At 45.6% G+C, this 19,020-nt stretch carries 20 protein-coding genes; 6 read left to right on the top strand and 14 right to left on the bottom strand.

The window, feature by feature from the left end; translation table 11 throughout:
* The first annotated feature begins 14 nt into the window (after positions 1-14).
* Positions 15-305 carry a DUF2288 family protein gene (locus tag KJB30_RS11225; protein ID WP_214299189.1) on the top strand — a complete coding sequence of 97 codons (291 nt, stop codon included), beginning with the start codon at positions 15-17 and terminating at the stop codon, positions 303-305.
* A gap of 347 nt (positions 306-652) precedes the next feature.
* Here the strand turns inward: KJB30_RS11225 and KJB30_RS11220 are convergent, their stop codons facing one another.
* From KJB30_RS11220 to KJB30_RS11155, 14 genes are read right to left on the bottom strand one after another with little or no spacing between them, the layout of a single operon-like run.
* Complete coding sequence (locus KJB30_RS11220) at positions 653-2,110, bottom strand: NADH-quinone oxidoreductase subunit N (RefSeq protein WP_214299187.1); 1,458 nt, start codon at positions 2,108-2,110, stop codon at positions 653-655.
* A gap of 42 nt (positions 2,111-2,152) precedes the next feature.
* Positions 2,153-3,742 carry an NADH-quinone oxidoreductase subunit M gene (locus KJB30_RS11215; RefSeq protein ID WP_214299185.1) on the bottom strand — a complete coding sequence of 530 codons (1,590 nt, stop codon included), beginning with the start codon at positions 3,740-3,742 and terminating at the stop codon, positions 2,153-2,155.
* 36 nt (positions 3,743-3,778) lie between these two features.
* Positions 3,779-5,785 carry an NADH-quinone oxidoreductase subunit L gene (gene nuoL / locus KJB30_RS11210; RefSeq protein WP_214299183.1) on the bottom strand — a complete coding sequence of 669 codons (2,007 nt, stop codon included), beginning with the start codon at positions 5,783-5,785 and terminating at the stop codon, positions 3,779-3,781.
* A gap of 56 nt (positions 5,786-5,841) precedes the next feature.
* Entirely contained in the window at positions 5,842-6,144 is a 303-nt protein-coding gene (gene nuoK / locus KJB30_RS11205; RefSeq protein ID WP_214299181.1) for an NADH-quinone oxidoreductase subunit NuoK, read from the bottom strand.
* A 17-nt stretch (positions 6,145-6,161) separates the two neighbouring features.
* Positions 6,162-6,665 carry an NADH-quinone oxidoreductase subunit J family protein gene (locus KJB30_RS11200; RefSeq protein ID WP_214299179.1) on the bottom strand — a complete coding sequence of 168 codons (504 nt, stop codon included), beginning with the start codon at positions 6,663-6,665 and terminating at the stop codon, positions 6,162-6,164.
* Between the two features lie 11 nt (positions 6,666-6,676).
* Positions 6,677-7,081, bottom strand: coding sequence for an NADH-quinone oxidoreductase subunit NuoI (nuoI, locus tag KJB30_RS11195; protein ID WP_214299177.1), 405 nt, complete (start codon positions 7,079-7,081; stop codon positions 6,677-6,679).
* Positions 7,082-7,120: 39 nt separating this feature from the next.
* On the bottom strand, positions 7,121-8,176 hold the full coding sequence (nuoH, locus tag KJB30_RS11190; RefSeq protein WP_214299175.1) for an NADH-quinone oxidoreductase subunit NuoH: 1,056 nt from the start codon (positions 8,174-8,176) through the stop codon (positions 7,121-7,123).
* A gap of 55 nt (positions 8,177-8,231) precedes the next feature.
* Entirely contained in the window at positions 8,232-10,697 is a 2,466-nt protein-coding gene (locus tag KJB30_RS11185) for a molybdopterin-dependent oxidoreductase (RefSeq protein WP_214299173.1), read from the bottom strand.
* Positions 10,698-10,753: 56 nt separating this feature from the next.
* A complete protein-coding gene (gene nuoF, locus KJB30_RS11180) occupies positions 10,754-12,535 on the bottom strand; it encodes an NADH-quinone oxidoreductase subunit NuoF (RefSeq protein WP_214299171.1) in 1,782 nt (593 codons plus the stop codon).
* A gap of 40 nt (positions 12,536-12,575) precedes the next feature.
* Complete coding sequence (locus tag KJB30_RS11175) at positions 12,576-13,088, bottom strand: NADH-quinone oxidoreductase subunit NuoE family protein (RefSeq protein WP_214299169.1); 513 nt, start codon at positions 13,086-13,088, stop codon at positions 12,576-12,578.
* Between the two features lie 27 nt (positions 13,089-13,115).
* On the bottom strand, positions 13,116-14,288 hold the full coding sequence (nuoD, locus tag KJB30_RS11170; protein ID WP_214299167.1) for an NADH dehydrogenase (quinone) subunit D: 1,173 nt from the start codon (positions 14,286-14,288) through the stop codon (positions 13,116-13,118).
* A 47-nt stretch (positions 14,289-14,335) separates the two neighbouring features.
* On the bottom strand, positions 14,336-14,821 hold the full coding sequence (locus KJB30_RS11165) for an NADH-quinone oxidoreductase subunit C (protein WP_214299165.1): 486 nt from the start codon (positions 14,819-14,821) through the stop codon (positions 14,336-14,338).
* Between the two features lie 42 nt (positions 14,822-14,863).
* A complete protein-coding gene (locus KJB30_RS11160) occupies positions 14,864-15,379 on the bottom strand; it encodes an NADH-quinone oxidoreductase subunit B (RefSeq protein WP_214299163.1) in 516 nt (171 codons plus the stop codon).
* Positions 15,370-15,726, bottom strand: coding sequence for an NADH-quinone oxidoreductase subunit A (locus KJB30_RS11155; RefSeq protein WP_214299161.1), 357 nt, complete (start codon positions 15,724-15,726; stop codon positions 15,370-15,372). The genes KJB30_RS11160 and KJB30_RS11155 overlap by 10 nt, the downstream gene beginning before the upstream one ends.
* 262 nt (positions 15,727-15,988) lie before the next feature.
* Between KJB30_RS11155 and hemL the strand changes: the two genes are divergently transcribed.
* The 5 genes from hemL to atpE all read left to right on the top strand — a co-directional run bounded on the left by hemL (position 15,989) and on the right by atpE (position 18,984).
* On the top strand, positions 15,989-17,275 hold the full coding sequence (hemL, locus tag KJB30_RS11150) for a glutamate-1-semialdehyde 2,1-aminomutase (protein WP_214299159.1): 1,287 nt from the start codon (positions 15,989-15,991) through the stop codon (positions 17,273-17,275).
* A 79-nt stretch (positions 17,276-17,354) separates the two neighbouring features.
* Positions 17,355-17,588 carry an AtpZ/AtpI family protein gene (locus tag KJB30_RS11145; RefSeq protein WP_214299157.1) on the top strand — a complete coding sequence of 78 codons (234 nt, stop codon included), beginning with the start codon at positions 17,355-17,357 and terminating at the stop codon, positions 17,586-17,588.
* Positions 17,575-17,955, top strand: a complete 381-nt coding sequence (locus tag KJB30_RS11140) for an ATP synthase subunit I (protein ID WP_214299155.1) — start codon at positions 17,575-17,577, stop codon at positions 17,953-17,955. Before KJB30_RS11145 ends, KJB30_RS11140 begins: the two co-directional genes overlap by 14 nt.
* Before the next feature lie 4 nt (positions 17,956-17,959).
* Positions 17,960-18,649 carry a F0F1 ATP synthase subunit A gene (atpB, locus tag KJB30_RS11135; RefSeq protein WP_214299153.1) on the top strand — a complete coding sequence of 230 codons (690 nt, stop codon included), beginning with the start codon at positions 17,960-17,962 and terminating at the stop codon, positions 18,647-18,649.
* 59 nt (positions 18,650-18,708) lie between these two features.
* Positions 18,709-18,984, top strand: a complete 276-nt coding sequence (atpE, locus tag KJB30_RS11130) for an ATP synthase F0 subunit C (RefSeq protein ID WP_214299151.1) — start codon at positions 18,709-18,711, stop codon at positions 18,982-18,984.
* Positions 18,985-19,020 lie beyond the last annotated feature (36 nt).

Genomic DNA, 19,020 nt, shown 5'->3' with positions numbered 1-19,020 from the left:
AAGAAGGGAGAAGTATGACAGTTAGCAGAGAGGAAATTGCACGGGCGCTGGATGTCGCTGATTGGCTATGTCTCAGGGCGCATCTTCAACGCGGCGGCGTAATCGTCGTTGATAAAGCACTTGAGCTGACAGAGATTGCCTGCAAAATTGCAAATAACGAAGCAGAATATGTGGCAAGCTTGATCAATGAAGGAAAACTCAGCAAACCGTCACATCAACAAATAAAACAATGGGATGCACAACCTGCAAAACTCTTTAACACGGCAATCATCAGTCCCTATGTAATAATCCAGGAACTGGGTTGAGGTTTCAGCCAAAATTCCAAAGGATTGTGCTTAAAATTTCCTGTCTTAAGGTTGAAAGCTATTTTAATGTCATACTCGCGTCTATCGTTCCTTCTCCTACCACCATTTAAAGATTGAAAAATGTCATTTGACACCATGTAATTCGAAACTCAGTTTCCCACCACTTTACCCCTGACGCTTACACAAGCTCTTGAATTCCACCAAGTTTCTAATTATTTTATAGGTTGTAACTACAAAGTCACAGAGCCGCTTCGATACTGTTAAAATTTTTCACCACTGCGACAACTGAGATAAAAAAAGGACAGCCAAAAAAGCTGTCCTTTGTATTAATATTTAACCGATTGTGTCTAGATCAGTTTTATTGCTTCCTGTGCATACTGCAGAATGATAGATGGCACAATACCAAGAACCATTGTACCAGCCACTGAGAGCACCAGACAAAGGGCAATGGGAGCAGAAACCTTTGTCCAGGCGAAATCCTCGGTAGGATCTTTCATGTACATGTACACCATTACACGCAAGTAATAGTACACGGAAGCTGCACTGTTAAGCACACCAATAACTGCCAACCAGATATATCCTTTCTGGATGGCACCCGAGAAAAGATAGAACTTGCCGATAAAACCGGCAGTTGGCGGCATACCAGACAAAGAGAAAAGAAAGATGGTCATTGCGACGGCAAGCATGGGGTGTTTGAAACCAAGGCCTGCGAAATCTTGAACGTTTCCGTTAGACTCACCTTTTTTACCGACCAGGATAATCACTGCAAAAGCGCCGATATTCATGAAGGTATAGGAAAGCATGTAAAAGAGAATGCCTGCTGTACCTGTACTATTTCCAGCTGCCATACCGACAAGTGCATAACCTGCATGTGCAATGGAAGAATAGGCTAGAATACGCTTGATGTTGTCCTGGCGGAGTGCAGTAATATTTCCGACTGTCATGGTGAGCACAGCAAGTACCCAAAGAAGCTGACTCCAATCGGCCTGGAGTGTCGGGAAAGCAATCAGAAGGAGACGCAGGGCAGCAGCAAAACCGGCTGCCTTAGGACCGGCAGACATAAATGCGGTCATAGGTGTCGGAGCACCCTCATAGACATCCGGGGTCCACATATGGAAGGGAACAACCGCAATCTTGAAACAGAAACCAGTTAAAATCAGCAGCATGCCGGCCAAAAACAGTATATTTCCAGAAGACATTCCCATTTGACCAGCTTGAGTTGCAATTACAGAAATGCGAGTGCTGCCTGTTGCGCCGTAAGTCAGGGCCATTCCATAGAGAAGAAAGCCAGTTGAAAATGCACCGAGCAAGAAGTACTTAAGGCCGGCCTCATTCGATTTTGTGTTAGCACGGTTGAATCCGGCCAGCACATAGAGAGATACAGACATAACTTCAAGACCAAGGAAAATGGTCATAAGGTCTGTTCCAGCCGCCATTAACATCATTCCGACAACAGTGAATAAAATCAGTGGATAAAGCTCACCGTGATTGCAATCTTCACGCTCCATGTACTGGTCGGCGATTAAAATGGCGAGGCCGGCAGCAAGAAGAAAGATCATTTTGAAAAAGGTAGCAAAGTTATCTTGGACAACTGCACCGCTGAAGCTTTCAATATGAGTACCCCAACCTGATCCAACCAGCACTGCGGTGCCAACAACACCGATGAAACTGATATAGCTAAGATACGTTTTTTTGCTGCTCTGTACGAATACGTTGATCAGCAACAGTGCCATTGCCAGTACAGACAGTATTATCTCTGGCAGGATCGGTGTGAGGTTGACAGCTGGAATAGTAATCATGTCCATCTAATATATCCTCCAGTCGGATTGACTCGTACTTCTCTTTACTTAGTGAGCGTTGCCAGCAGGGAGATTCTGTTCTGCAGCCGGGATCTCCATGCCGGGGTGACCGGCAGGCATTACAGGTATAGCTGCAGGGGCCTGTGCTGTCATAGACACAGGGCGCACCTGTGAAACGAGCTTCTTTATAGCAGGATCCATTTTATCAATGAAAGGTTTGGGATAAAGACCCATGAAAAAAATCAGCGCTATCAATGGCACCATGATGCCAACTTCACGAGCATTCAGATCCAGAAGTTTTTGGTTTTTGGGATTATCGAGCTCTCCAAACATGACTCTCTGAAAAACCCAAAGCATATAAACTGCTGATAGAATGACACCGCTTGTAGCTACGATCGTCCACCAGCGCAATTCGCTCTCGAATGCACCGATCAACACCAGGAACTCCCCAACAAAACCATTTGTGCCAGGTAATCCGATAGACGAGAAAGTAACAATCATGAAAATGGTGGCAAAAACCGGCATCTGCTTTGACAACCCCCCGAAATCAGTAATCAAGCGGGTATGTCGACGTTCATAAATAAAACCAACAATAAGGAACAGTGCTCCGGTGGAAACGCCATGGTTAAGCATCTGCAACATGCCGCCCGTAATACCCTGTTGATTGAAGGCAAACACACCCAACATTACGAAACCCAGGTGAGCAACTGATGAGTAAGCAACCAGCTTCTTTACATCCTCCTGCATCATGGCAACAAGAGAAGCATACACAATCCCAATCACTGCCAGTGTGGCGATCACAGGTGCAAATTTATGGGCAGCTTCGGGGAACAGCGGCATCGCAAATCGTACGTAACCGTAAGTTCCCATTTTCAACAGAATAGCGGCCAGTATTACAGAACCAGCTGTAGGTGCTTCAGTATGGGCATCAGGCAACCACGTATGCAATGGAAACATCGGTACCTTGATGGCAAAGGCAAAAGCAAAAGCCATAAAAAGCCATATTTGTGTTGAGAGGTCCAGCTTCAAATTGAACAGCTGCAGAAGACCAAAATCAGGTATACCTGCTTCGAGCCCCTTAAAGTACAAGAAAATCAGGGCTACAAGCATCAGCAATGAACCGACCATCGTGTACACGAAAAATTTAACGGCTGCATAGATTCTGTTTTTCCCGCCCCAGATGCCAATCATGAAGTACATTGGAATTAACATCACTTCCCAAAAGATATAGAACAGGAAAAGATCGAGGGAGATGAACGCACCCAGCATGCCTGTCTCAAGTAAGAGCAGGCAGATCATGTACTCCTTGACCTTCTCTTCAACTGCTGTGAAGGTGGAAAGAACCGCAATCGGCATGATAAATGTTGTTAGGATTACCAGCCAAAGGCTGATTCCATCAACACCGATGTTGTAGCGCATGACAAAAGGACCTGCTGCGATCCATGGCATGTTCTCAACAAACTGGAATTCGGCATTCGTCTGAAATCCGGTAAGTATCGGCAGTGATACTACAAAAGTCACTGCAGTTACAGCCAGGGCAACTCCTCTCAAAACTGACTTGCTGTCTTTTGGAACGAACAGCAGCAGTAGGACACCCAGTACCGGTAGGAATGTCGTCAGACTCAGTAGGTTACTCATGAATTCATGCTCCTTTATCAAATTGCAGAGTATCGTTTACTTGAAAACGTAGTAGCCAAGAATTACAACCACACCGAAGGCCATGGACCAGGCATAGTTTCCGATCAGACCAGACTGAATGAAACGGAAGATACCGCTAAAGCCCAAAACTACATTGGCAACACCATTAACAATTCCGTCAATCACTACAACATCGAAACCCTTCCAGAGGAACCGACCCAATGCTTTGCAGGGGTTAACAATGGCGAAGTCATACAATTCATCCATGTACCATTTGTTGTATACGGCACGATGAAGTGCTGGAAAGGTAGCAGTGAACTTGCCAGGAAGTTCCGTGTTCTTAATATAGAGCGTAAATGCAATGGTGATTCCGATCAATGCGATGACAACGGACAGCCCCATGAGCCCCCATTCGAGAGAATGGCTATGATGACCACCTGCATGAGCATACTGTGTGCTGTATTCATGTGCTTGCGCAAAAACAGGCTCAAGCCAGTGCTCAAAATAATTGGGAATGCCCCCAAGCATGTCACCAATCAGTTTAGGCAGACCTATGTATCCGCCAACAACTGCCAGCAAACCGAGTACCATCAAAGGAATGGTTATTACCAAAGGAGATTCGTGTAAGTGACCTTTTGCTTTTGGAGTGATGCGGCATTCCCCGAAAAAAGTCATGAATACGAGACGGAACATATAAAAAGCAGTAAAACAGGCGGCTATTGCACCAACGCCCCAAAGGACCATGTTCAATTGTCCATGAAAAGGATTGGAGAAGGCTTGCCAGAGGATCTCATCCTTTGAAAAGAATCCTGAAAAACCTGGTATACCGGCAATTGCTATAGTTGATACAAGGAAAGTAATGAAGGTGATTGGCATGGCAGATTTTAATCCGCCCATATTTCGCATATCTTGCGCATCATCGTGAGAATGGGCATGATGAAGTGCGTGATGCATCGAATGAATCACTGAGCCAGAACCGAGGAACAGACAAGCCTTAAAGAATGCATGTGTCATCAGGTGAAAAATGCCTGCAGTGAAGGCGCCAACACCCATAGCCAAAAACATGAAACCAAGTTGCGAGACTGTCGAATAGGCAAGTACACGCTTTATATCATTTTGCGCAGTACCAATTGTTGCTGCAAAAATTGCCGTTGCAGCGCCAATTACCGCAACCACCATCATGGTTTCTGGAGATTTGATAAAAACAAAGCTCATCCTGCCGATCATATATACACCGGCAGTAACCATTGTAGCTGCGTGAATTAGAGCTGAAACCGGAGTGGGGCCTTCCATGGCATCCGGCAACCATGTATAGAGGGGAAGCTGTGCAGATTTACCAGTCGCACCAAGGAAAAAACACAGAGTGGCGACGGTTACAACGCCACCATAGGGAAGCAAATGAGATGCTGCCTTAATTTCGGTGAAGTTGATGGTCCAGATATTGTGATTGCTGCCGAACCACCAGAACAAGGTAAACATACCGATAAGGAAACCGAAATCCCCCACCCTGTTCATAACAAACGCTTTTTTAGCGGCATCCCCAGCAGACTTTTTGTGAAAGTAATATCCAATCAGCAGGTAAGAACAAAGTCCAACACCTTCCCATCCGATAAACATGACAAGCATGTTGTTTCCAAGTACAAGCAGGAGCATTGACATGCAAAACAGATTAAGATAGGCAAAAAATCTATAAAAGCCCTCTTCTCCATGCATATAACCAATCGAGTAGAGATGAATGAGAGTTCCTACCCCGGTTACAACCATGATCATGACACAAGAAAGCGGGTCAAGCAGGAAGGCCATATCAACCTTTAGGTTTCCAGAATGAATCCAGGGAAAAACAACTTTCTCAAAGACTCTCTGTTCTGCCGGAAGACCAATCATCTGCATGAGAATTCCGCATGACACGATGAATGACAGAAAAATCATCAGTGTGCCAATTCCGCCAATAACTGCCTCATTCTTGATCTTCTTCCCGAAAAAACCATTGATCAGGAATCCGATGAGCGGGAAAAGCGGGATTAGCCATACGTTGTCAAACATGTAAGACTCCTTTTATGCAATCGTTAAACGTTTTCTGTATGGATTGTACTAGCGTGTTACCACTTCATCAGATTGACGTCATCGACGTCAATCGATTCCCTATTGTTGTAGAAGGCTATCATCAAGGCAAGACCAACAGCTGCCTCAGCAGCGGCTACAGTCATGACAAAAAACACGAACACCTGTCCGTCAAGATTGCCAAGATATCTTGAAAAAGCGACAAAGGTCAGATTGACGGCATTAAGCATCAATTCAATGCACATAAACATTACGATGGCATTTTTGCGGGTTAGCACGCCTATTGTCCCTATTGAAAACAATATGGCACTGACGATGAGATAGCTGTTCAGGTTTTCCATGTCAAAGATCCCTCAGTCTATATTTTTTTCTTGGCCAAAATTACAGCGCCGATAATAGCAACCAGCAACAGGATCGAAGTTATTTCGAAAGGAAGAAGAAATGTCGTGAACATTTCTTTGCCGATCAATTCGGTATGTCCAATTTGCTTTATGATACTTCCGTTATATGGACCCATAGGCATGGCGGCGCGACTTTTAAAAATCAAAAATGCAGTATTTATAAGAGTAAAAAGACCAATGATACAACCGAGGGCCACCTTATGAGTTTGCTTTTTATGAGCATCAACACGAACATTTAGAAGCATGATAACAAAAACAATTAAAACCATGATGGCTCCCGCGTATACCATGACTTGAACAGCTGCCATGAACGGGGCATCAAGCATCACGTAATACGTGGCCAGACAGAAGAAAGTTAGGATCAAAGATAAAGCGCTATTGATCGGGTTTTTGCAGGTGATCACCAGGATCGCTGACACAACAGCCACCAGCGTGATGATTGCGAAGAAAAGGGTTTCCATGCACTGCTCCTTTATTTCTTTTCTAAGAGTCGTTCCTTGGTGAACACAAAATCTTCACGGCTAAAATTAGCCAACTCAAATTGACCAGTCATGCGAATTGCATCAACCGGGCAAGCTTCAACGCAGTAACCGCAAAAAATACAGCGAAGCATGTCAATTTCGTATTTTTCTGCGTATTTATCGTGATTAGCGTCTTCACCAGCTTCGACAGTTATGCATTTGGCTGGACACACTGTAGGACAGAGATAGCAGGCAACACACTTGGCTTTGTTATGGGAAACATTCAGAGCATGCAGTCCTCTGTAACGTTGAGCCACATTGGGCCTCTCGTCCGGGTATTGCAGAGTGACCGGTTTTTTGAAGAGATGTGAAAGTGTGATCTTTAGGCCGTTTATGATCGGTGTAATCGGATTCATAATTCCATCCTTGTTCTTTAAGTTGCGTGACTGATTCTGCTACTTGATAACGTAACCAATGACACCGGTAACAACGATATTAATTAGGGAAAGAGGGATCATAACTTTCCATCCAAGGTGCATCAGTTGGTCGTAGCGATAACGGGGTAGCGTGGCACGTATCCACATGCAGAAAAACATGAGAGCATACACTTTGGCAATAAAGTAGACAGGACCAAGTAGCGCAAAGGAGCTAACAAACGGTCCTTGCCATCCACCAAGAAAAAGTGTCGCCGTCAGAGCACACACTGTTACCATATTGGCATATTCTGCCATGAAGAACATGGCGTACTTCATACTGGAGTATTCCGTGCAAAATCCTGAAACCAGTTCTGTTTCAGCCTCTGGGAGGTCAAAGGGTGTACGGTTAATTTCAGCCAGCGAGCAGATGAAAAAAAGGCAGAATGCAAGTGGTTGCTTGAATGCAAACCAAATTGTTGATTGCTGATTAACTATCTCACTTAGAGATAAGGTGCCGGAGAGCATAAAGACAGCTACAATAGAAAGTCCAGCAGACAACTCGTAGGAAATCATCTGGGCCGAGGCGCGCAAACCACCCATTAAAGAATACTTGCTATTGGAGGCCCAGCCAGCAAGAACAATCCCGTACACACCTAGGGAAGACATGGCAAGTATGTACAGAGCACCTACATTGAGATCATGTATCTGCCCGGTAGCGGTATCGATATAGCTAGCAACCTGCAACGGTATCTTGTACCCAGCAACCTCTATAACGCCGCCGAAAGGAATAACCGCAAAGGTTATGAATGCAGGAACAAGTGCGATCAAAGGAGCCAACAGGAAGGCAAAAGTGCTCGCTTGAGAAGGTATGATCTCTTCCTTGAAGAAGAGCTTAACTCCGTCTGCAATCGGCTGCAACAGACCATGCCAGCCAGTGCGCATCGGCCCGACACGTACCTGCATATGACCAATGATCTTCCGTTCGGCATAGGTAGCATAGGCCACGGTCAGCAGCACGAAAACAAATGCAACTAAGACCTTGGCAACCATGGCGATGTAATACATCATCGGTAGTCCTAAAATTTCCATTCCCATCTGACCCTCTTTCCCTTGGATTATTAAAAGTCCGAGAAGTGACTAATTTTCAAGGCTACTTATTCAGCGTTACCCACGTTACTTCTGTTCCGTTCCATGCCTGATTAACAGATGCAGAGCTAAAATGGTACGGAGTGAAGACAACGCCTTCAGACATACGTGGGGTTATCCGTGCCTTAAGCTGGACACTGCCGCTAGCAGAAGTAACCGTCAACAGATCATTTTCTGAAATTTTGTTATTTGCTGCATCCTTGCGGGAAATTTCAAGGTACCCTTCAGGACAAACATGCATTGGACCTTCACCATATTGAGACATAGTGCCGCAGTGATATAATGAGCTACCAGTCAACAGTGCAAGTTTACCTGCTTGCCTAGTCTGCCCGGGAGCCTTGACATCCACAAAGGCGGGTTTGATATCGACAGGAGCAAACGCTCCGGATTCACCAAGAGCAGCATAAGACATTCCCGCATAACCACTTGTATTTGAGGCAATTTCACTAAAAACGGTGGCTGATGACACCGGAACTTCACCTCCAAGTCTGGAAATTAAAACTCCGAATATTTCAAAATCAGAACGGCTCAGGCCGATTTTACGTATTGCCGGTTTTATATGCTGCACACGCCTATCTGCAGCAGTAAAAGTACCTTCTTTTTCTGCAAAAGAGCAGGCGGGTAACACCACGTCGGCCATTGCAGCTGTTTCGCTAAGGAACAGCTCAGATACAATCAGGCAATCAACCTTATCAAGCGCAGCCGCTGTTTTAGTGCGATCAGGGTACGACACTACCGGATTTTCTCCGGCAATAAAGAGAGTCTTTACAGTTCCAGAGGCACATCCGTCCAAAATCTGCTGGGCATTTTTTCCATCCTGAGAAGGGTAGAAACCCATGTCAACTGCACCTTGGCTATTATTTTTCTCTGACATACAGAGTACGCCGGAGCCTTCGCTTCCAATTTTGCCAGCAAGAATGGCCAAATTTGCTATGGCACTGGCCAACTCTGCGTTATGACCGGGGTATGCCAAACCCACAGGGAATACAATCAGAGCTTTTTCTGCCGCAGAGTAATCATTAGCGAGTTCGATGATATCGTTAACACTCACTCCGCATGTGGCAGCAACAGCTTCCACGGAACAATCGGAAAGGGACTGCTCAAGCTGACTGTAACCAACAACGGATGAAGCGATTCCTGCTGCTTTCTTCCCGTCGAGAATTACTTTTGAAAGAGCATTGACAAGAGCAATCTCGCTGCCTGGAACATGAAGCAGAGTCTTTGCGCCTGGAAGCTTGCCTAATTTTCCATGTTTGTCTGAAAGGATATTAAGTACGACACCTTTGTTTTTCACAGCCATGTTGATTTCAAAGCCTGCGACAGGATGTGTCTCATAGGCATCGCTCTTAATCACCAATAAAAAATTGCTTTTTTGAATGTCGGGTATTGTTGCAGGTGAAGCGGTTGTTCCGAAACTACGTGCAAAGCCTTCTGTAAGTGCTGAATGTGCATAACCAGCGGAATGATCAAAATCTTTAGACCCTGAAAGCTCCATTACTTTCTTGAACAATACAAATTCTTCATTGGTCAAGCGTGCAGTTGACAATGCAGCAACATTGCCTCCCTTGAGCTTTCCAACGACAAAATCTAGAGCTTCATCCCAGCCAACCGCAACCAAAGTGCCATTCTTGCGAAGCATTGGTTTAGTGAGCCGCTTTTCACTGTTAATGAACTGATAACCAAAACGTCCGCGTACACACAACTGACCTTTGTGAAACCCTTGCTCTTGATCATAAATGGTGGTCAGAACCTTATTGTCTTTAACACCTAAGGTAAGGTTGCAACCGGTTCCACAGTAACCACAGACAGTTTTTTGTTTGGTAAGAGACCAGAAACGTGCTTTGAATTTGAATGGCCTGGCGAGCAGGGAACCAACCGGGCATACAGAAACACAGGAACCACAAAATTCGCAGTTAAGAGCGCCATCAAACTCACAACCTATCTTTGTTTCAATCCCGCGATCTATAAAAGTGAGTGCTCCAAAGCTAACAATTTCATCACAGATACGCGCACATTTGCCACATAGGATACAACGGTTCATGTCACGTTCGATCAGAGGATTATTGTAATCGATTTGGTGGTGAAATTTTTCATCTGTAAAACGGTTGCCGTTGACTTGATAATCATACGTAAGGTTTTGAAGATCACAGTCCCCGCCCTTGTCGCAAACCGGACAGTCAATCGGGTGATTGAGCAGCAGCAATTCCAACACCATCTTGCGGGCTTTAATGATGTCAGGGGTAGCAGTATGAATTATCATTCCCTCTGTAACTGGTGTGGTGCATGCTGGAATTTGACGCCCCTTCATCTGTTCTACCTCGACAAGGCACATACGGCAGGCGCCGAAAGGTTTGAGCTTTTTGTCGTGGCACAAAATCGGGATCTTGATTCCATTCATCTCGGCCGCTTCGTAAATGGTCGCGGTCTTGGGTGCAGTAACCTGCCTGTTGTCTATCGTAAGATTTACCATCTCAACCTCTATCAGTGAGTTTGATCGTTAGTGTGTGGTTACAGTGTGGTTGCAGGTTATTCAATAGCCATGAACCGGCAGGCATCGTAGCAGGATTTGCATTTAGTGCATTTTTCCTTGTCAAGCCATGCCAACTGACCTTTCTCCCAGACAATGGCATCCACAGGACACGCTTTTTTACATGCGCCACACTTGACGCACTTATCCTCAACAACCTGCCATAGGAGTAGTTCTTTGCAGCAGTTTGATGGACAACGTTTATCGGCTATATGGGCTTCGTATTCTTCACGGAAATAATTAATTGTTGACAGAATCGGGTTGGGTGCTGTCTGCCCGAGACCGCACAGTGAAGCTTTCTTGATGGCGACACCCAGATCCTGCAGTGTTTCGATATCGCTCATCTCGCCGCGTCCCTCGGTGATGCGCTCGAGGATATCCAGCATGACCTTCAAGCCAATGCGGCAGGGCACACACTTGCCACAGGACTCCATCCTGGTGAAGTTGAGGAAGAAACGAGATACGTCCACCATGCAAGTGGTTTCATCCATAACGACCAGACCACCTGATCCCATCATGGCTCCAGCCTTGATAAGAGAGTCATAATCAACAGGGGTATCAAGAATATCGGAAGGAATACATCCGCCAGAAGGTCCACCGGCCTGTACTGCTTTGAACTTACGGTTATTTGCAATGCCACCGCAAACATCGTAGATAACTTCGCGAATTTTCATACCAGCAGGAACTTCTACCAGGCCTGTATGCTTTACCTTGCCCGTGACTGCAAAAATTTTCGTTCCTTTTGTAGTGTCGGTTCCGAGTGAAGCGTACCAGTCACCACCTTTGTTGATGATATGACGGACATTGCCGAACGTTTCAACATTGTTAATGTTGGTCGGTTTACCCCACAGACCTCGAACCGCCGGGAAGGGAGGGCGGGGACGACTCATGCCGCGATGCCCTTCAATTGAGGCCATCAGCGCAGTTTCCTCGCCGCAGACAAAAGCGCCGGCACCCATTTTTATGCGCATGTCGAAATCGAAATTCCAACCTTTTATATTTTTACCAAGGTAGCCCTGCTCATAGCAAATATCGATAGCGTGTTGCAAGCGCTGGACTGCCAGAGGATATTCAGCACGTACATACACGTAACCAAAATCACATCCGATTGCATAAGCGGCAATCATCATCCCTTCTATAATACAGAAAGGGTCGCCTTCAAGAAGTGAACGGTCCATAAAAGCGCCGGGGTCACCTTCATCAGCATTACAGATAAGATATTTGTGATCTCCAGGAGATGCTTTACAAAACGACCATTTCATGCCGGTAGGGAAACCACCGCCGCCACGTCCACGAAGCCCGGATTTCTTGACTTCCTCAATTACATCTTCTGGCTTCATGGATTTAATACATTTCTCAATGGCCTTGAAACCATCTTCCTCCATATAAGCTTCTATACTGTCAGGATCTATTTGCCCACACCCGGTCATAACAACACGCATCTGAGCATCAACAAATTGATTGTAATAAGGCTTAGCCTTACGTTTTTCAATGATTGTTTTATTGACGATATGTTCATCGATGATTTTTTCAACCTCTTCAGGCTTAACAAAATCATAAGTCACCCGCCCTTGATCAGGCGTGATGATATCAACAAGAACATCATTTGCACACAAGCCGCGACAGCCAGTCTTTATGACATCGCAACGCTTACCGACTACGGCGTTGACTCCTTTTTCATCAAGGAGCTTGACAAAAGCCGCCTCTACTTCTTTGGCGCCCATTGAAATGCCGCCTGTACCTTGGCAAATTAAAATTTTTACCGCTGCGTTTTCGCTCATGCTGAATTGTCCCCTACTGGAAAGTTTCGAGCTACTTACCTTATTTCAAAGGCCTCTGGTTATAATCAGCAACGATGTCATCGACCTTTTGTACTGTCATTGAGCCGTACGTAGAATCATTAACCATAGCCAGCGGTGCCATACCACAGGCTCCCAGACAAGCTACCTTCTCAAATGTATAACGAAGATCTGGGGTTGTTTCGGCATGACCAATTCCAAGCTTATCAAAGAAAGTTTCGACGATACGCGGAGCTCCCTGAACGTGGCACGCTGTTCCTACGCAAACTCGAATGATAAAGCGGCCGCGAGGCTTAAGATGAAACTGGGCGTAGAAGGTCAGAACACCATAAATCTGACTAGGATAGACGTTCAAACGCTCGGCGATATGATCTGCAACAACGCGGGGAATGTACCCATACTCATCTTGTATACCCTGAAGCACTGGCATTAGATTGCCGGATATATTGATATATTTGTCAATTACTGCATCGGCAATGGAAATATCTATTTCTGGTTCCTGCTCTTCAGTCTTCAGCTCTACCGATTCGCTCATGCGCGCAATCTCCTTTGAATCGTGCGATTATCGGTCAATTTCGCCAAGAACGATATCTAGAGTTCCGATAACTGCCACCAAGTCAGCGATCATTGATCCTTTTGCCATTTTCTCAATAGCCTGAAGATTAACAAAAGAAGGCGGCCTGATCCTCATGCGGTAGGGCTTGCTGCTACCATCGCTAACAATGTAGAAACCCAGTTCCCCCTTAGGAGCTTCGACGCCTTGATAGACCTCACCAGCCGGAACAGGATAGCCCTCAGAAGCTATCTTAAAATGGTGAATCAGCCCTTCAATTGAATTATATACATTCTCTTTGGGAGGGTAGCAGACCTGAGGAGAATCAGCCAAAACAGGACCGGGCTTAAGACGGTCAAGTGCCTGGTTGATGATCTTACAAGCTTCACGCATCTCTACAAGTCGTACTTTATAGCGGTCAAATGTGTCGCATTTCTCTCCAACTGGGACCTGAAACTGATATTCGTCGTACCCACTGTAAGGGTTGTCACGACGAAGATCCAAGTCTACTCCGGAACCTCTCAGAGCTGGACCGGTAATACCAATATCAATAGCATCCTCTGCGGAAATAACCCCGTTCCCAATAGTGCGCTTAAGCCAGATGGGGTTAGTGGTTAAAAGCCCTTCGTACTGATCAAGGTAGCCAGGCATTGAGCTTATGAAGTCGCGAACCTTTTTTTCAAATTCAGGCGGCACATCCATAGAGAGACCACCTGCTCGGAAAAAGTTCGAAGTCATGCGAGCCCCAGAGATCAGCTCATATGTTTCCATAATTGTTTCGCGTTCGCGAAAGGCATAAATAAAAACAGTCATTGCTCCAATATCGAGAGCGTGACAAGCAAGCCAAACCAGGTGAGACTTAAGGCGAGTCAATTCAGCAAGAATGATACGGATAACTTTAGCCCGTTCAGGCACCTCAATATCCAGTAGCTTTTCGACGGCAAGGATGTAGCCCAAATTATTACTCATAGGCGCCAAGTAATCGAGGCGGTCCGTAAGGGGCAGCACCTGATGGTATGTACGGTGCTCTGATAATTTTTCAACACCACGGTGCAGGAAACCAATGTCAGGTGTTATCTTGGTGATTACCTCGCCATCCAGCTCAAGAACCAGCCTCAACACCCCATGTGTACTGGGATGCTGCGGGCCCATGTTCAGAATCATTTTTTCCGTAGTAGCCATGTATCGCCTCTTCAATGTTATTCTTGACACAGTTAATAGAAATTAAGTCAGGACAGGCGACCTTTATATGGCTCTCGGTCGGGCCCCTGAAGCGGATAATCCTTGCGAAGTGGATACCCTTCCCATTCTGGAGTCATCAAGATGCGGCGTAGATCAGGATGATTTTCGAAAGTAATTCCAAAAAGGTCGTATACTTCGCGCTCGAGCCAGTTTGCTGTTTCCCAAACCTGTGTTGCACTTTGTATATGGCACTCACTCTCTGACACAGGAGCCTTTATTCGTAGTTTGTCCTTGTTTGGAATCGAATAAAGCTGGTAGACCATCATGAAGCGTTCGTCCTTTTTGCCCAGATAGTCAATAGCTGTCACATCTGTGAGCATATTGTACTGAAGTGACTGCTTTAAAAAGGAGAGAACATTCAGAATATCCTGTTTATGAACGGTTACTGTCACTTCACCCCGAAACTCAATTATTTCAATTATGGATGAAGCAAATTTCTCTTTCAGCCTGACTACCGCACGATTATCTGCCATGGTACCAACCCTTTTTTTAGGATTTATTTATTTATCGAGAAGTTAAGCCGCGGCCGATTCGATCCTTGTTCCAAGGCCGATTGAATTACCGAAAGAATTCTTATCCTTCATAATCTTGTCCTGAAGTTTCATGATCCCATACAGCAGCGCTTCAGGGCGAGGGGGACAGCCAGGGATATAAACATCAACCGGAAGGGCCTCGTCGATCCCCTGCACAACACTATAGGTATCAAAGACGCCACCAGAACACGCACATGCTCCCATGGCAATAACCCATTTCGGCTCCGGCATCTGCTCATAAACTGTTTTAATAACAGGCAACATTTTTTTAGTAACTGTACCAGCGATTATGATGCAGTCGGATTGGCGCGGGGATGCACGGAAAATGATTCCAAAACGGTCGAGGTCATTGTGGGAGGCACCGGTTGCCATCATTTCGATCGCACAACATGCTAGACCAAAAGTCATCGGCCATATTGACGATTTCCTGGACCAGTTAACCAGCGCATCCAGAGAGGTTGTTATGATGTTATCGCCTAACGGATTTTCTACTCCCATTCCAGTGCTCCTTTTTTCCATACATAGATATAACCGACAAAGAGGATCACGATAAAAAGTCCCATCTCTACCAATCCAAATACTCCAAGCTTCTTATAGAGGATGGCCCAAGGATATAGAAAGACTGCCTCTATATCAAAAAGTATGAACAGCATCGCAATCAGATAAAATTTAATGGAAAAACGATCCCGAGCAGTACCGACCGGCTCACACCCACTTTCATAAGGGGAGAGCTTGAGCGCCGATTTCTTTTTCGGACCTATGAGCGAGGAAAAAGTCAACGAAACAAGTCCGAAGGCTATTGCCACGATTACCAAAAGTAAAATAGGTAGATATGCTCCAAGCATCTAAACGTCCTCCTCGCCGCTGGGCGGTATACTGTATACAAAACGTGAGGAAAAGTATGTTATTTGGTTTTCTTTGTCAAGCATAATTTTTTTTTAATTTAAAGCGACAGAAGAGATGCTAACCAAGGTTTAATGATGGGAATTTTGTAAGTTATTTTGATGCTTTACCGTTGACAGCTATGCATACAGTATGCTAAAAAAAAATTCCATTTTCTTTGTTTTATTGTCACACAAAATATTCTTTATGCGCCAGGAGCACATTATGGAACATAACCGTTCAAGCCAGCTGTTTCAACAAGCAAAAAGATCGATACCAGGCGGAGTCAACAGCCCTGTCAGAGCGTTCAGGTCTGTGGGCGCCGATCCACTTTTTATCAAAAGGGCCAGCAATAGCCATATCTATGATGCAGATGGCAACTGTTTTATTGATTTTGTTGGCTCTTGGGGCCCTATGATTGTAGGCCATTGCCATCCGCAGGTAATTCAGGCGATAAAACAAGCGCTTGAAAATGGCTCAAGCTTCGGAGCCCCCACGGAGCTTGAAACAACACTCGCCGAAATGGTCATCAGTGCGGTGCCCTCGATCGAAATGGTACGCATGGTCAGCTCTGGAACTGAAGCCACCATGAGTGCCATTCGCCTGGCCCGTGGCTACACGGGACGCGACAAAATCATCAAATTTTCAGGGTGCTACCATGGCCACGCCGACTCTCTTCTTGTAAAAGCCGGCTCGGGAGCGGCTACTTTCGGCGTTCCCGACTCACCAGGAGTTCCTGCTGACGTGGCTAAACACACATTGACAGCGGAATACAACTCACTGAACTCGGTAAGAACTTTGATTGCGGAAAATAGCGGACAGATAGCCTGCATTATTGTAGAACCAGTGGCCGGAAATATGGGAACGGTTCCACCTAGAGAAGGCTTTCTAGAAGGCTTACGTGATATTTGTACTAATGAAGGAATAATTCTCATTTTTGATGAGGTGATGTCTGGCTTCCGTGTTGCCTATGGTGGTGCTCAGGAAGTTTATGGCATCACCCCTGATATGACCACTCTCGGTAAAATAATCGGAGGAGGTCTACCCGTTGGCGCTTTCGGAGGCAAACGGGAAATCATGGAAAAACTTTCTCCATCAGGCGGAGTCTATCAAGCAGGTACTCTTTCCGGCAATCCACTGGCTATGAGTGCAGGCATTGCCACTCTAAACCTTCTCAAACAGCCGGGATTTTATCAAAGCCTCGAAGAGAAGAGCCGTAAAGTTGCAGAGGGTATTGCTGCTGCGGCAAAAAAAGCAGGCTATCCGATCTACTCCACCAGAGTTGGAAGCATGTTTTGTGCATTCTTTTCAGCTAGCGAAGTCCATGATTGGACATCCGCTGCTGCTTGCGACACCGCTGCATTTGCCAAATATTTCATGGCGATGCTAAACGAAGGTATCTATCTTGCCCCGTCACAATATGAAACCGCTTTTGTTTCAGCTGCACACAGTGATTCCGATATTGACCTCACTATCGCCGCAGCAGAGAAAAGTTTTAAGTTAATCGCATAAATATTGACACATTTAATTTGACAATACCTTTGCCACCATGATAAGCAATACCGGTTTTGCCGCTATTGAATGAGTGAATATGAACCGAGAAAAAAGGGATCTTTTCAGAAGCTTGGCAATGGTTTCAAGCATGGGTATCTCGGTTGTTTTAGCTATCGGAATAGGAGTCTGGTTTGGCCTCACCCTGGATCGATGGTTTGGCACGAAGCCCTGGTTTTTCTATATTTTCCTGTTTATCGGCATAGCAGCCGGATTCAAAAACATATATGTAATAGCAGGCAGGGAGATTCACAGAGACGATGACAGCAATTGATGAGGAAAGTCTCTTTGCTTTCATAGTTAAGGGAAGTATTCTGCTACTCGTGGTTCTTACGCTGATCGGTTTCATTTTTTTTTCCACACCAACAGGGCTCGGAATTCTAGCAGGCGGTATAGTGGCAATAATTAATTTTCTCTGGATGCGCAATGTTCTCCAGAGGATACTCGGATTATTACCTGCCAAACCGCAACTTTATTCGCAGGTCCGTTTTATTGCTCGAATTAGCATTACCGGGGTAGTACTTTATTTCATAATTGTTTCTGGTATTTGCTCACTGGCCGGACTTTTGGTGGGACTTTCCATAATTGTAGCAAACATAATCGCACTTTCACTATATTGTGCTTTGCGCACAGGAGGTTAGATACATGGTTCACCCATTACTGTTTCTCGAATTTTTTCGCAAACTGTTGGCACCGCTCCACATCAATGACGCAAGTGCAGATGCCATTGCTTACACGTGGCTGATTATCGTTGTGCTCCTTGCCCTTTCAGCACTGGCCACCATGGCCCTCAAGACAGTTCCGGGAGGTCTGCAGAATTTCATGGAGGTTATTGTTGGTGGGGTCGAGAACATGATCGTCGAGACCATGGGTGAGCATGGCCGCTCATTCTTCCCTCTGATCGCAACCCTTGCAATCTTCATACTTGTCTCCAATTTGATTGGTCTGATTCCTGGTTTCTTTCCTCCCACGGCCAACATCAACACTACTGCAGCATGCGCAATCATTGTCTTTCTCTCTACCCATGTTGTTGGCATCAAACACCATGGTCTGCATTATCTTAAACACTTTATGGGCCCGATTGCTTGGCTGGCACCTGTCATTTTCTTTATTGAAGTCATCGGACATCTCAGCCGCCCGGTTTCACTCACGCTGCGTCTTTTCGGCAACATGAACGGTCACGAACTGGTCTTGATGATTTTCTTCGGTCTTGCTCCGTTTCTGGTTCCTTTACCAATGATGATGATGGGAGTACTAGTTTCCTTCATCCAGGCCTTTGTCTTTATGCTTCTGGCCATGATCTACATCCAGGGTTCTCTTGAGGAAGCCCATTAATCGATTCACGAATCCTATATTATTTAGGATATTAATCAAAAGAAGAGAGGAGAAGTAAAATGAGTTTTTTCACAATGTGCGTTCTGGCAGCTGGAATTGGTATGACATTGGGAACTGTGGGCACCGGCATTGGCCAGGGTCTCGCAGTTAAAAGTGCTGTTGAAGGCGTCTCCCGTAACCCTGGTGCTTCCGGAAAGATCCTGACCACCATGATGATCGGTCTGGCCATGATCGAGTCTCTGGCAATCTACGCCCTGGTTGTCTGCCTGATCATCCTGTTCGCTAACCCCTACAAGGATATCGCTGTCAAACTGGCTGAAACCGTTGCCAAGTAATTTTTAAAACAGCTTAAAAACTAAAAAGGCGCCCAT

Source organism: Pelotalea chapellei, from assembly GCF_018531195.1.
GTDB lineage: Bacteria > Desulfobacterota > Desulfuromonadia > Geobacterales > Pseudopelobacteraceae > Pelotalea > Pelotalea chapellei.
Note: the sequence above shows the minus strand (reverse complement) of the source record. Positions and strands in the feature narration are given on the sequence as shown.